16 protein-coding genes are annotated in these 13,851 nt (G+C 45.8%); 12 read left to right on the top strand and 4 right to left on the bottom strand.

Annotated features, from left to right (window positions below):
* Nucleotides 1-2: 2 nt before the first annotated feature.
* Both mlaE and mlaF read right to left on the bottom strand, forming a co-directional pair.
* Entirely contained in the window at nt 3-794 is a 792-nt protein-coding gene (gene mlaE, locus MTR11_RS17445; protein ID WP_005396234.1) for a lipid asymmetry maintenance ABC transporter permease subunit MlaE, read from the bottom strand.
* The gene (gene mlaF, locus MTR11_RS17440; RefSeq protein ID WP_243328140.1) at nt 784-1,587 is read right to left on the bottom strand and encodes a phospholipid ABC transporter ATP-binding protein MlaF; all 804 of its coding nucleotides are present in this window, start codon (nt 1,585-1,587) and stop codon (nt 784-786) included. The genes mlaE and mlaF overlap by 11 nt, the downstream gene beginning before the upstream one ends.
* Before the next feature lie 374 nt (nt 1,588-1,961).
* Between mlaF and MTR11_RS17435 the strand changes: the two genes are divergently transcribed.
* From MTR11_RS17435 to mgtE, 11 genes are all read left to right on the top strand, one after another.
* On the top strand, nt 1,962-2,927 hold the full coding sequence (locus tag MTR11_RS17435; protein WP_005396236.1) for a calcium/sodium antiporter: 966 nt from the start codon (nt 1,962-1,964) through the stop codon (nt 2,925-2,927).
* A 29-nt stretch (nt 2,928-2,956) separates the two neighbouring features.
* The gene (gene kdsD / locus MTR11_RS17430; protein ID WP_047009142.1) at nt 2,957-3,928 is read left to right on the top strand and encodes an arabinose-5-phosphate isomerase KdsD; all 972 of its coding nucleotides are present in this window, start codon (nt 2,957-2,959) and stop codon (nt 3,926-3,928) included.
* An 86-nt stretch (nt 3,929-4,014) separates the two neighbouring features.
* Nucleotides 4,015-4,578, top strand: coding sequence for an LPS export ABC transporter periplasmic protein LptC (lptC, locus tag MTR11_RS17425; RefSeq protein WP_005396238.1), 564 nt, complete (start codon nt 4,015-4,017; stop codon nt 4,576-4,578).
* Nucleotides 4,559-5,053, top strand: a complete 495-nt coding sequence (lptA, locus tag MTR11_RS17420) for a lipopolysaccharide transport periplasmic protein LptA (protein WP_005396239.1) — start codon at nt 4,559-4,561, stop codon at nt 5,051-5,053. The genes lptC and lptA overlap by 20 nt, the downstream gene beginning before the upstream one ends.
* A gap of 1 nt (nt 5,054) precedes the next feature.
* Nucleotides 5,055-5,780, top strand: coding sequence for an LPS export ABC transporter ATP-binding protein (gene lptB, locus MTR11_RS17415; RefSeq protein WP_005396240.1), 726 nt, complete (start codon nt 5,055-5,057; stop codon nt 5,778-5,780).
* A gap of 50 nt (nt 5,781-5,830) precedes the next feature.
* Nucleotides 5,831-7,300, top strand: coding sequence for an RNA polymerase factor sigma-54 (locus MTR11_RS17410; RefSeq protein ID WP_005396241.1), 1,470 nt, complete (start codon nt 5,831-5,833; stop codon nt 7,298-7,300).
* Nucleotides 7,301-7,324: 24 nt separating this feature from the next.
* The gene (gene hpf / locus MTR11_RS17405; protein WP_005381114.1) at nt 7,325-7,612 is read left to right on the top strand and encodes a ribosome hibernation promoting factor; all 288 of its coding nucleotides are present in this window, start codon (nt 7,325-7,327) and stop codon (nt 7,610-7,612) included.
* 2 nt (nt 7,613-7,614) lie between these two features.
* A complete protein-coding gene (ptsN, locus tag MTR11_RS17400; RefSeq protein WP_005381116.1) occupies nt 7,615-8,061 on the top strand; it encodes a PTS IIA-like nitrogen regulatory protein PtsN in 447 nt (148 codons plus the stop codon).
* Nucleotides 8,062-8,075: 14 nt separating this feature from the next.
* Complete coding sequence (gene rapZ / locus MTR11_RS17395; RefSeq protein ID WP_006742353.1) at nt 8,076-8,939, top strand: RNase adapter RapZ; 864 nt, start codon at nt 8,076-8,078, stop codon at nt 8,937-8,939.
* A gap of 2 nt (nt 8,940-8,941) precedes the next feature.
* A complete protein-coding gene (locus MTR11_RS17390) occupies nt 8,942-9,217 on the top strand; it encodes an HPr family phosphocarrier protein (RefSeq protein WP_005396244.1) in 276 nt (91 codons plus the stop codon).
* A 148-nt stretch (nt 9,218-9,365) separates the two neighbouring features.
* Nucleotides 9,366-10,724, top strand: coding sequence for a magnesium transporter (gene mgtE, locus MTR11_RS17385; RefSeq protein WP_005396251.1), 1,359 nt, complete (start codon nt 9,366-9,368; stop codon nt 10,722-10,724).
* A 61-nt stretch (nt 10,725-10,785) separates the two neighbouring features.
* On the opposite strand, the gene pmbA is transcribed toward mgtE, so the two are convergent.
* Complete coding sequence (gene pmbA / locus MTR11_RS17380; RefSeq protein WP_243328139.1) at nt 10,786-12,129, bottom strand: metalloprotease PmbA; 1,344 nt, start codon at nt 12,127-12,129, stop codon at nt 10,786-10,788.
* Nucleotides 12,130-12,239: 110 nt separating this feature from the next.
* On the opposite strand from pmbA, the gene yjgA reads away from it, so the two are divergent.
* Nucleotides 12,240-12,767 (top strand): ribosome biogenesis factor YjgA, encoded by a 528-nt coding sequence (gene yjgA / locus MTR11_RS17375; protein WP_005396253.1) that lies wholly within the window; start codon nt 12,240-12,242, stop codon nt 12,765-12,767.
* A gap of 87 nt (nt 12,768-12,854) precedes the next feature.
* On the opposite strand, the gene MTR11_RS17370 is transcribed toward yjgA, so the two are convergent.
* The gene (locus tag MTR11_RS17370) at nt 12,855-13,817 is read right to left on the bottom strand and encodes a D-2-hydroxyacid dehydrogenase (RefSeq protein WP_243328138.1); all 963 of its coding nucleotides are present in this window, start codon (nt 13,815-13,817) and stop codon (nt 12,855-12,857) included.
* Between the last annotated feature and the right edge of the window lie 34 nt (nt 13,818-13,851).

Genomic DNA, 13,851 nt, shown 5'->3' with positions numbered 1-13,851 from the left:
GATTAATTCCCAAACATCAATGCGGTCAGTACAAAGTCTAGTCCTAGTACTGCTAAAGAAGAATGCACAACAGTGCGCGTAGTTGCTCTGCTGATCCCTTCCGAAGTTGGAATAGCATCATAACCATTAAATAGAGCGACCCAAGTAACCGTAATTGCAAACGCAAAGCACTTGATCATACTGTTACCAATATCCTGTCCTAGTTCAACTGAGGACTGCATCGCTGACCAAAAACTGCCATGGTCAACACCTTTCCAGTCAACACCAACAAGCTGGGCGCCCCAAATACCCACTGCCATGAAAATCATAGCCAGTAATGGCATTGAAATAGCACCAGCCCAAAAACGTGGCGCGATCACTCTTTTCAAAGGATCTACCGCCATCATTTCAAGGCTAGAGAGTTGCTCCGTCGCTTTCATCAAACCTATCTCTGCAGTTAACGCAGAGCCTGCACGACCAGCAAACAGAAGTGCAGTGACAACGGGCCCTAATTCACGTAGCAATGAGAGCGCCACCATTTGCCCCAAACTGCCCTCTGCGCCGTAATCCACCAGCACAACATAGCCTTGTAGGCTCAAGACCATACCAATGAACAACCCAGATACGACGATAATCGCCAGAGACTGGACGCCTACGGAATAAAGTTGTTTAACGAGCAGAGGAAAGCTTTTGAGCGGTTGTGGCTTAGTAAACAGTGCCCCAATCAGCATGAAAGTCGCACGACCAAATGCTCCGCAGATGGAGAGCGTTCGTCTACCTAGTGAGGCGACAAAATGCATAAAGTTATCGACCATCAAATAAGTCCTTTTCGATACTTTGAGAAGGGAAGCGAAACGGTACAGGACCATCTGCATCACCTTGTAAGAACTGCTGAACGCGAGGGTCAAGATTCTGATTAAGCTCTTCTGGTGTGCCAAAAGCGATAATTTTGCCATCGGCCATCAGATAAACCCAATCGGCAATACTCATTACTTCAGGCACGTCGTGAGAAACGACTATAGAAGTTAAACCTAACGCTTGATTTAGATTACTAATGAGCTCAACCAAGACACCCATGGTGATTGGGTCTTGTCCGACAAATGGTTCATCATACATGATTAAATCAGGATCCAGGGCGATCGCACGCGCCAACGCAGCGCGTCTAGCCATGCCACCCGATAGCTCGCTCGGCATCAATTGTGCCGCGCCGCGTAGACCGACGGCTTCAAGCTTAAGCAACACCATGGTACGAATCAGCTCTTCAGATAAATTCGTATGCTCTCGCAATGGGAAGGCGACGTTATCAAAGACATTCAAATCAGTGAATAAAGCTCCTGATTGAAACAACATGCTCATTTTCTTTCGAGCATGGTAGAGTTTTTTACGCGAGAGAGAGGGAATATTGTCGCCATCAAACCAGATCTCTCCTTGCTCGGGATACAACTGACCACCAATTAAACGCAGCAGTGTAGTTTTACCTATTCCCGATGGTCCCATAATGGCCGTCACTTTGCCCTCAGGAACATGCAGATCAATACCATCAAAGATCTTGCGCTCTCCCCGTGAAAAAGTGAGGTTGTTCACGGTGACTAAATCGTTGTTCGACATATCATCTCTTCTACTGTCGGAGCGTTGCAACTCACGGCATCATCAACCTGACACACAACGGAGTTGAATTTCACGTTTAATAAAGTAACGTCGGTACATTTATTAGGCTGCAATCATAAGCACATTGGCTTTGAATTTAAAGCACTGTTCAATTAAATAAAGTCGAGTATATACCTGCAATTTTTTATGGATTACGATCAAATCAGCGCAAAGTGTTTAAATCCTAGACAAGAATTGCTGATTTAAGTGAACGACATTTGCATACATTTTCGTTACTAACCTTTAATTTATTCGTCGTTTATCTTCCATTTTAGGCCGCAAAAGGTCAAAATTAGCGGTTATTCATTTTACTTATTTAATACTTAGGAATTCTCATGCTCGAAGCCGTAGCGTTGCTTATAGTCGGTCTTGTTTTGCTCGTATGGAGTGCAGATAAACTTGTTTTTGGTTCTGCAGCGATAGCCCGCAACGTCGGTATTTCACCTCTTGTCATCGGCATGACAATCCTTGCGATGGGCTCTTCTGCGCCAGAGATGATGGTTTCTGCAACCGCAGCCTGGGACGGAAAAACCGATACTGCAGTGGGTAACGTTTTAGGCTCAAACATCGCGAACATCGCGTTAATCCTAGGTATTACAGCACTCATCAAGCCTCTGTCGATTAGCTCCGCGGTCATCCGCCGGGAACTGCCATTAATGATTGCAGTAACAGTACTCGCCGGTATTCTGCTTTGGAATAGCCATCTCGGTTTTTATGAAGGTGTCTTATTGTTTGTACTCTTTGGGGCATTTTTATTTGCTATGTTGCAGATCAGCCGCAAAGAACAAAAATCAGGTGATGTTTTTCTTGATGACCAAGAGTCAGAGATCCCAGAGGGCGTCAGCAACCCTAAAGCGATCATGTGGGTGGTTATTGGCCTGATACTGCTTCCTTTGGCAGCAAGCATGCTAGTGGATAACGCGGTGATTATTGCAAAGTATTTTGGCATGAGCGATCTTGTCATCGGTCTGACTATCATTGCCATCGGTACTAGTCTACCTGAGCTCGCAGCATCGCTTGCTGGTGTTTTAAAAGGTGAAGACGACATGGCCGTCGGTAACATTATTGGCTCGAATGTGTTTAATATTCTGGCCGTAATGGGCATTCCTGGCATCATTAATCCATCGGTGCTGAGTGAGTACGCGATGGGACGTGACTTCTGGGTCATGTTAGGCGTTTCACTGTTACTTGTCGCGATGTGTTTGGGTAAATCACGCAGTATTAACCGTATTGAAGGTGCAATCTTGTTTGCATGCTTCCTAGGTTATCAAGTGTACTTATTCGCAAACATGGCCGCTTAATTACCACGATAAATAAGTAGAGAACTGATATGTCCAATCAATTTGATTTTCGCGCTGCTGCTAAACAAGTTCTTGATATCGAAGTTGCTGCTCTGCAAGAGCTGGATACCTACTTTGATGATCAATTTGAGAAAGCGTGCGAACTGATCCTTTCCAACAGCGGCAAAGTAGCCGTTATGGGTATTGGCAAGTCAGGCCACATTGGTAACAAGATTGCTGCGACTCTGGCAAGCACGGGGACTTCTGCGTTTTTCGTTCACCCTGGCGAAGCTGCACATGGCGACTTGGGCATGATCAGCCCTGGAGATATTGTGCTCGCAATTTCTAACTCTGGTGAGTCAAACGAAATTCTGTCTCTATTTCCGGTATTAAAACGCCTGAACATCAAGATAATTAGCATGACAGGCAAGCCAGAATCCAATATGGCAAAACTGTCTGACTTGCACCTGCAAATCACGGTACCTCAAGAAGCTTGCCCACTAGGGTTGGCACCGACCAGCAGTACCACTGCCACATTAGTAATGGGAGACGCATTAGCCGTAGCCCTACTTCAAGCGCGTGGTTTTTCTGCCGAAGATTTTGCCTTGTCTCATCCAGGTGGCGCGTTAGGGAGAAAACTGCTGCTTAAGTTGTCTGATATTATGCACTTTGGAGAAGCGTTACCTAAAGTTTCTCCAAACGCATTGATTCGCGATGCCCTGCTTGAAATTTCAGAAAAAGGGCTAGGCATGACCGCTATCGTCGATGAACACGATGCTATGCTTGGTATATTCACCGATGGTGATTTACGTCGCACCTTAGACAAACGCATTGATATTCATACGACCGCGATTGGCGAAGTCATGACGACAAATCCAACCACAGCGCACCCTGATATGCTAGCGGTTGAAGGTTTGAACTTGATGCAGAATAAAAATATTAACGCTCTGATTTTATGTAAAGACGAAAAAATTGTGGGTGCACTGAACATGCACGATTTACTAAAAGCTGGCGTGATGTAATATCAGCACAAACATTTAAATCATTTATTACACAAATAAAGGCAATGGTCAGGGAAGTACTGAGCTAAACGATAGGCCTTCATTATATGAGTTTTACTCGCCTTATTTATTTGCTCTTGATCTTCGTTGTCGCATGGTGCGGTTATTACCTACTGACCCCAAAAGGCAACGACGCAATTCAAGTAGCACCAGATTCTGAACTGCCCATGTTCAGTGGTACTGGACTGGAAAACATCACCTATGGTGAAGATGGTGTCCGCAGTTACATCATCCGCTCCACGAACTTAGACCATTATGCTAAGAGTGGAGATACCATTTTTAATAACCCGACTTTGATGGTTTACCGTGAAGGTAGCGTCATTGAATGGAAGGTGACGGCCACAAGAGCCGTGTTAGATGAAGACCAAGTATTAACGTTATATGACAAGGTCTTAATGCAAAATCTTCTGCCAGGTGCGAGTTTTGATACCATGGCAACAGACAAGTTAGTCATTAATCTAACCAATCGTGATTTTAAAGCTGATCAACAGGTCATGTTGGTTGGGCCACAATTTGAAACTACTGGAGGCGCAATGCAAGGCAACTTAAAGCAGCATACCGCAACTCTGACAGACGAAGTTCAAGGTCGATATGAAACCGTTACACCTTAGCCTACTGGCACTGGTATTGGCGGCGCCTCAAGCGCTGGCACTTAAGTCGGATACTCAACAACCGGTTTACATTAACTCTGACACCCAACAAGTGGATATGAAGAGTAACCAGGTTATTTTTAAAGGCGATGTATCTCTTAAGCAAGGTAGCATCAATATCGATGCTGATAGAATCGTGGTAACGCGCGATCCTAAAACCGAAGCCATCAAACAGATTCAAGCATTTGGTAAACCTGCCAAGTTTTCTCAGCTGATGGACGATGGTAAAACACTGAGTGGTCAAGCTGTGGAGCTGGATTACCGTATTTCTACAGACGAACTGACCATGAAAGGTCAAGCGCAACTGGCACAAGACAACAACACCATTAAAGGTTCTTCGATTCGTTACCAAATTGGTAAACAAAAGCTAGTCGCTGATAGCTCTAAGGAAGAGCGCGTTACGACCATTTTGCAACCCAATCAGATAGAGAACTAATATGGCAGTACTGAGTGCGAAAAACTTGGCGAAAAGCTACAAAAAGCGCAAAGTCGTAACCGATGTTAGCTTGGAAGTTGAATCTGGTCAGATTGTTGGGCTGCTAGGCCCAAACGGCGCAGGTAAAACCACCTCGTTTTATATGATTGTCGGCTTGGTGCCACGAGATGAAGGCACCATCACCATTGATGATAAAGATATCAGTATTCTGCCGATGCACAGTCGTTCGCGTCTCGGGATTGGCTACCTTCCGCAAGAAGCGTCGATTTTCCGTAAGCTGTCGGTAGAAGATAACATCATGGCTGTACTCGAAACTCGTCAAGAAATGACACGTGAAGAGCGCCAAGATAAGCTGGAAGATTTGTTGGAAGAATTCCACATCCAGCACATCAGAACCAGTGCGGGTATGGCACTATCGGGGGGTGAGCGACGCAGGGTAGAAATCGCTCGCGCTTTAGCAGCCAATCCTCAATTCATTTTGTTGGATGAACCTTTCGCTGGTGTTGACCCAATCTCGGTTAATGACATCAAGAAAATCATCGAGCATCTACGCGATCGCGGCCTCGGAGTGTTAATCACTGACCATAACGTGCGTGAAACACTGGACGTATGCGAAAAAGCCTATATCGTAAGCCAAGGGCACCTAATTGCATCGGGAACTCCGGCAGAAGTTCTCAATAATGAACAGGTGAAACAAGTTTATCTCGGCGAACAATTCCGTCTATGATTATATTAGGAACGGTAAGATTCTGAGCATTACAAGGTAAGTAACACTGAATGAAACCTTCATTACAACTCAAGCTAGGTCAACAGTTAGCCATGACGCCACAGTTGCAACAAGCGATTCGCTTACTGCAACTGTCGACACTCGATCTTCAACAGGAAATCCAAGAAGCCTTGGATTCAAACCCATTATTGGAAGTTGAAGAAGGCCAAGATGAGCCTCTAGCAAACGGTGAAGATAAATCAGCGGTCGAGGCTGCTGATAGCAACAGTGCTAACGAACCAGCAGACATCGACGTTCCAGACAGTTCAGACGTAATTGAGAAGTCAGAGATCAGCTCTGAACTTGAAATCGATACCACTTGGGATGACGTCTACAGCGCGAATACCGGTAGCACTGGTTTAGCTCTTGACGATGATATGCCCGTCTACCAAGGCGAAACCACGGAATCATTGCATGACTACCTAATGTGGCAACTTGACCTGACACCATTCAGTGAAACCGATCGTACGATTGCATTAGCGATTATTGACGCTGTTGACGACTACGGTTACCTAACCCTATCGCCTGAAGAAATTCATGAGAGCTTCGATAACGAAGAGATTGAGTTAGACGAAGTAGAAGCTGTTCGTAAACGTATTCAGCAGTTCGATCCGCTCGGTGTGGCATCGCGCAACTTACAAGAGTGCCTACTGCTACAGCTAGCGACTTTCCCAGAAGACACACCGTGGCTTGCTGAAGCCAAAATGATTCTTGCGGATCATATTGATCACCTGGGGAACCGTGATTACAAGCTCGTCATCAAAGAGACTAAGCTGAAAGAAGCCGATCTCCGTGAAGTCCTCAAACTTATCCAGCAGTTAGATCCTCGTCCCGGTAGTCGTATCACACCGGATGATACCGAGTACGTAATTCCAGATGTGTCCGTTTTTAAAGACAACGGCAAATGGACCGTTTCTATCAACCCAGATAGCGTTCCAAAATTAAAAGTAAATCAACAATATGCTCAATTAGGCAAAGGCAATAGCGCGGATAGCCAGTACATCCGCAGCAATTTGCAAGAGGCAAAATGGTTAATTAAGAGCTTAGAGAGTAGAAACGAGACGCTACTCAAAGTTGCAAGATGTATTGTTGAACATCAACAAGATTTCTTCGAGTATGGTGAGGAGGCCATGAAGCCAATGGTACTAAATGATGTTGCCTTGGCAGTGGACATGCATGAATCCACGATTTCTCGTGTAACAACACAAAAATTTATGCATACACCACGTGGCATTTTTGAATTGAAGTACTTCTTCTCTAGCCATGTTAGTACTGACAACGGCGGAGAATGTTCGTCAACAGCAATTCGCGCACTCATTAAAAAACTGGTCGCAGCAGAGAATACTGCTAAGCCATTGAGTGATAGCAAGATTGCTGCTCTTCTGGCTGACCAAGGGATTCAGGTCGCGAGACGTACGATAGCCAAATATCGAGAATCCTTGGGAATTGCCCCTTCAAGTCAGCGTAAACGCCTATTATAAGGCACTAACTGAAAAGGAAAGTCTATGCAAATCAATATTCAAGGCCATCACGTTGATCTTACCGATTCAATGCAAGACTATGTAAATTCTAAGTTTCAGAAGCTCGAAAGGTTCTTCGACCATATCAATCAAGTACATGTTGTACTAAAAGTTGAAAAAATCACTCAAATCGCGGAAGCTACGCTTCATATAAATCAAGGCGAAATCCACGCATCAGCTGATGACGAAAATATGTATGCCGCGATCGATTCGCTGGTAGATAAATTGGTTCGCCAACTCAATAAGCACAAAGAAAAACTAAACAGTCATTAATCATGCAACTGAGCGAAATACTGTCATTGGACTGCACCAAGAGTGCGGTCCACTGCACGAGTAAAAAACGCGCCCTTGAAATGATCAGCCGCATCGTGGCTGATCAAACGGGCCAAGATTCTACCGAACTGTTCGAGTGCATGCTCAACAGAGAGAAAATGGGCAGTACTGGTATTGGAAACGGTATTGCGATCCCACACGCTAGAATGCAATCGAGCGACAAGGCTATTGCTGTCTTGCTGCAATGTGATGAAGCAATTGAATTCGATGCGATTGATAATCGACCTGTCGACCTTCTTTTTGCGCTCCTTGTACCAGAAGAACAGTGCAAAGAGCACCTCAAGACTCTATCCTCTATGGCAGAACGTCTGAGCGATAAGCAAGTATTGAAACTACTGCGCAATGCTCAGAGTGATGAAGAACTTTACGACATCATGATTCACCAATAAGCAGGACGGACATCATGCGACTAATCGTGGTTAGCGGGCACTCAGGTGCCGGTAAGAGTATTGCGCTGCGCGTACTGGAAGACTTAGGTTATTACTGTGTTGATAACCTCCCAGTGAATTTGCTGGACGCATTTGTTCACTCTGTTGCTGACAGCAAGCAGAATGTTGCGGTAAGCATTGATATTCGCAATATCCCTAAAAAGCTAAAAGAACTGACTGGTACACTGGAGCAGTTGAAAACAGAGCTTGATGTGACCGTGCTTTTCTTGGACGCCAATAAGGAAACGCTACTCAAACGCTACAGCGAAACACGCCGAATCCACCCTTTATCTTTAGGTGGCACCTCTCTCTCCCTTGACCAAGCCATCGAGCGTGAGAAAGAAATTTTAACACCACTTAAAGCGCATGCCGATCTTGTACTGAACAGCAGCGGACAATCTTTGCATGAGTTGAGTGAAACCGTGCGTATGCGTGTTGAAGGCAGAGATCGCAAAGGGCTTGTTATGGTATTTGAGTCTTTTGGCTTCAAATATGGCCTGCCTTCCGATGCCGATTACGTATTCGACGTTCGCTTCTTGCCCAACCCACATTGGGAACCAGCGTTGCGCCCACTTACGGGTTTGGATGCCCCTATCGCCGCATTTTTGGAGCAGCACCAATCGGTGTTAAGTTTGAAATACCAAATTGAAAACTTTATAGAGAATTGGTTACCTCTGCTCGAGAAAAACAACCGCAGCTATTTGACCGTTGCAATAGGTTGTACCGGTGGTAAACACCGTTCGGTGTACTTAACTCAGCAAATAGGTGAGTACTTCGCCAATAAAGGACACCAAGTGCAAATTCGCCATACCTCACTAGAGAAAAACACTAAGGAGTAGCTGTGGAGTTAAGTCGTAAAGTATTGATTCAAAATCGCCTTGGCTTACATGCTCGCGCAGCCGTCAAACTGGTCGAACTGGCCCAGAGCTTTGAAGCGGTCATCACTATCGACAATGAAGAAGACAAAACCGCCACAGCAGACAGCGTAATGGGTTTATTAATGCTTGAGTCTGCTCAAGGACAGTACGTCACAATCCACGCTGCGGGTGAGCAAGCAGAAGAAGCACTGGATGCCGTTTGCCACTTAATCGAAGATAAATTTGATGAAGGCGAGTAATTTACTCGCTTTTTTATTACCTCTCACTCCCCTTCCCCTGACTGCGCCAATAAATAAATTTGCTTAGTATCATAAGTTGTTATTAAAAGGCGCCTAGAATTAAGTTATTATTCAACGCATTGTAAATATCAGGAATTGGGAGGAATGAATGGCAGAGCAAATTGAATTCGACCAAGCTCACCAAGCCCTCCAAGAAGTCACAGAAGCGCTAGAAAATGGCCGCTTCGTCCATGTTCGTCGTCAGTTACAGGACATGGAACCTGAGGATATCGCTCACCTTTTAGAAGCCTCTCCACGAAAAAGCCGTGAAGTTCTCTGGCAACTCACCGACCCTGAAGACTACGGTGAAATCCTCGACGAACTGAACGAAGACGTCAAAGATAGTCTCGTATCCAAAATGGCACCAGAAGCGCTTGCAGAAGCGACAGAAGGCATGGATACCGATGACGTAGCTTATGTACTGCGTAGCTTGCCAGACAATCTGTCACGCGAAGTCCTGTCGCAAATGGACTCCTCTGACCGTCTGCGTGTCGAAACCGCCCTGTCCTACCCAGAGGACACTGCAGGTGGACTGATGAACACCGACGTTATCACGATTCGTGGTGACGTAGATGTGGATGTGGTTTTACGTTATCTGCGTATGAAAGGTGAACTACCAGAAGCAACGGATGCACTTTATGTCATTGATGAAGAAAGCAAACTGATTGGTGAACTACCCATTACTCTGCTGATCACGACCCAGCCTGATGTCAAAATTATCGACATCATGGAAGATGCTGACGAAGCGATCACTGTCGATACCAGTGATTCAGATGTTGCTAGTCTGTTCGAACGTCGTAACTGGGTCTCTGCTCCTGTCGTAGACGAGAATCAGCATCTCGTTGGCCGTATCACTATCGATGACGTAGTTGACGTTATCCGTGAAGATGCCGAGCACTCGATGATGAGTATGGCAGGTATGGACGATGACGAAGATACCTTCGCACCCGTTGTAAAATCAGCTCGCAAACGTAGTATCTGGCTTGGGGCTAACGTGTTGGCCGCACTCGCTGCCGCTTCTGTTTCTAACATGTTTGAAGCCACGCTAGACCAGATGGCTGCCATTGCCGTATTGATGACGATTGTTCCTTCCATGGGTGGTGTCGCTGGTAACCAAACCGTCGCACTAGTAATTCGTGGTCTTGCTCTTGGTCATATCGGTGACTCGAACAAACGAGAACTGTTGATGAAAGAAGCCTCGATCGGTTTACTCAACGGCATCATGTGGGCGCTGATTATTGGCGGCATTGTTGTCGCTTGGAAAGGTAACTGGATGCTAGGGGGAATCATTTCCGCAGCGATGCTGACCAACTTATTGGTCGCTGGGGTTGCCGGAGTAACGATTCCAATCCTCTTAAAGAAAATGAACATCGACCCAGCTTTAGCTGGTGGTATGGCGTTAACGACCGTAACGGATGTAATTGGTTTATCAGTATTCTTAGGGCTTGCCACAATACTGATTACCTAGCTGCAAAAACTAAAAAGCCTGATGAACACATCAGGCTTTTTTAATTCTGAATTAGGAAAGCTTACTCACCCGCCACTTTCATCGCATCCAGTAAGATTGAACCCGTTTGAATTTGCGAGCGCGTTTCAACGTCGCTACCTACGGCAACAATCTTATTGAACATGTCTTTTAGATTACCAGCGATGGTAATTTCCGATACTGGGTATTGGATTTCGCCGTTCTCAACCCAAAAGCCTGCAGCACCGCGAGAGTAATCACCCGTTACCACGTTCACACCTTGTCCCATGACTTCTGTCACTAGAAGACCAGTACCGAGCTCTTTAAGCATTTGTTCGAAGTTTTGGCCTGTCGACTTCACGTACCAGTTATGAATCCCACCAGCGTGACCTGTCGGCGTCATCTTCATTTTACGTGCGGCATAACTGGTTAACAGATAAGTTGCTAGCACACCGTCGGTAATGATCTCACGGTCTTGAGTGTACACACCTTCACTATCGAATGGACTTGATGCCAAACCACGCAATACATGCGGACGTTCTGAGATATTGAACCATTCAGGAAGCACTTGTTTGCCTAGATGGTCAAGTAAGAAAGAAGATTTTCGGTACAGGTTACCACCACTGATCGCCATAACGAGATGGCCAATCAAGCCAGTTGCAACATCAGCGGCAAACATGATTGGGTATTTACCGGTCTTTAAGCGCTGCGCATCTAAGCGGTTAATCGTATTCTCTGCCGCCTTACGACCCACTGTTTCTGGTGTCCATAAGTCATCGCGATGACGTGCCACTGTGTAGCTGTAATCACGCTCCATTTCGCCATTTTGACCAACGCCAATCACACAACAGCTGGTACTGTGGCGGCTAGACGCATAGCTTGCTAATAAGCCATGGCTGTTACCATACACTTTTACACCGTAGTGGCTATCATAACTCGCGCCATCACTTTGCTTGATTGCACTGTTATAACTTAACGCTTCTTTTTCAGCGGCGATCGCCACATCGGCAGCATAATCGGGATCAGGGGCGTCTGGGTGGAAAAGATCAAGCTCAGGGATCTCTTGCACCATGTATTCTTTGGCTGCGGGCCCTGCAAATGGATCTTCAGATGTGTAATGCGCAATATCCAGCGCCGCAATAACGGTTTGCTCGATAGCAGCTTCACTTAAATCAGACGTGGAAGCACTGCCTTTACGTTGACCTCGGTAAACGGTAATGCCCAGCGCACCATCGCTGTTGAACTCGACATTTTCTACCTCGCCCATGCGAGTAGATACACTTAAACCAGTGCTTTTGGTAATTGCGACTTCGGCGGCGTCAGATTTTGCCGATGCAAGCTTTAAGGCTCTTGCGACGGCTTGCTCTAGCTCGGTACGTTGCTCAGCAACCTGCTGTTTAATATCCATTGTCTTTCACATCTTGTCTTTGATGAACAATAGGATAACAAGAATTTCGCTTTCTCCCCACGATTCTTGTTAAAATAGTCATAATATTAATCAAAACACAGGCAACTGAAATGGCACGTAAGAATCAAAAAGCGCCATGGGAACCAGAAGAAGAGATCATCTGGGTAAGCAAATCCGAGATGAAGCGAGACATGGAAGAACTGCAAAAGCTAGGTGAGGAGCTTGTCGGCCTCAAACCTGCAGTTCTAGAAAAGTTTCCATTGAGCGAAGACCTGCGAGAAGCAATTGCAGACGCACAACGCTTTAAAAACGAAGCACGTCGTCGCCAATTACAACGTATTGGTAAGTTGATGCGTTATGAAGATCCAGAGCCAATCCAAGCGGCATTGGATAAGATTCGTAACAAGCACTCTCAATTAACGGCGGTATTCCACAAGCTTGAAGCTCTGCGTGATCGCGTGGTAGAAGAAGGCGACAAAGCCATTGATGACGTAATGGAAATGTACCCAGAGGCGGATCGTCAGCGTCTACGCCAATTGGCTCGCCAAGCAGCGAAAGAGAAAAAGGCTGGGAAACCAGCAAAAGCGTACCGCGAAATCTTCCAGATCCTAAAAGGTCTGAACGAAGAAGAGTTTTAATTAGACGGTTCGATTCCAACGAGCATTCAATTAACGAAAAAAGCAGACATGATGTCTGCTTTTTTATCTTTTACTTAAATGTCAGCGTTACACCAAGCGATTAATACGCTCTCCGCGCTCGAAAGCGTTAATGTTCTCAATCAAGATTTCCACTAAACGTTGAATCGATGAGTCGCTGCCCCATGCAACATGCGGTGTAAGTAACAAATTAGGTAAACCCATATTGGCAATCAGCGGATTGCTCTCATCAGCTGGTTCTTGTGTAAAAACATCAAAACCAGCCGCAGCGATTTCTCCCTGTTTTAGGGCATCCACCAGCGCGTCCTCATTCACCAAGCCTCCACGCCCCGTATTAATTAGAATGGCGTTGGGCTTCATTTGTTGCAACTCTGCTTGACCAATCAAATTCTGAGTATGCTTGTTGAGCGGACAGTGCAAAGTCAACGCATCAGAACGTTTCAACACTTCCTCAAACGGTACGTAACCAGTTCGACATTCTGATGCACCTTTACGCTCAGCAAAGATCACCTGCATGCCTAGCGCATCAGCTAACTGTGCTGTCGCTTGCCCTAAAGCGCCGCTGCCAATAACACCTAGCGTGCTACCACCTATATCCCCGATTGGGTGCGTAAAAAAGCAAAACTGCTTATTACGCTGCCATTCGCCAGCAGCAATATCTTGATGGTAACCAAATAAATTTCGGCGTAAAGCAAACAGCATCGCCATCACGTGCTCAGGTACCGAACGCGTCGCGTAACCACGTACATTGGCAACCGCAATATCATGCTTAGCACAGTAGTCCACATCGACGTTGTTAAAACCAGTTGCGGCAACCGCGATCATCCGCAATTGTGGTAGTTGCTCTAATACATTTTGGTCAAGCAGGACTTTATTGCTAATCACGATATCTGCATCTGCTAACCTTTCTATTACCTGCTCTGGCGCGGTTAAGTCGTACTCACGCCAGTGGTGCTGAAAGCTAGGTCGTGGGATCTTAATATGTTCTGGGATGGTCGCTCGGTCCAAAAATACGATGGTCGGCAAAGACATAACAACTCCTTATTCACGGCTGAAAGGCAGGATA

It is taken from the genome of Vibrio sp. CCB-PB317, from assembly GCF_022808245.1.
Classification (GTDB): Bacteria; Pseudomonadota; Gammaproteobacteria; order Enterobacterales; family Vibrionaceae; genus Vibrio; species Vibrio diabolicus.
Note: the sequence above shows the minus strand (reverse complement) of the source record. Positions and strands in the feature narration are given on the sequence as shown.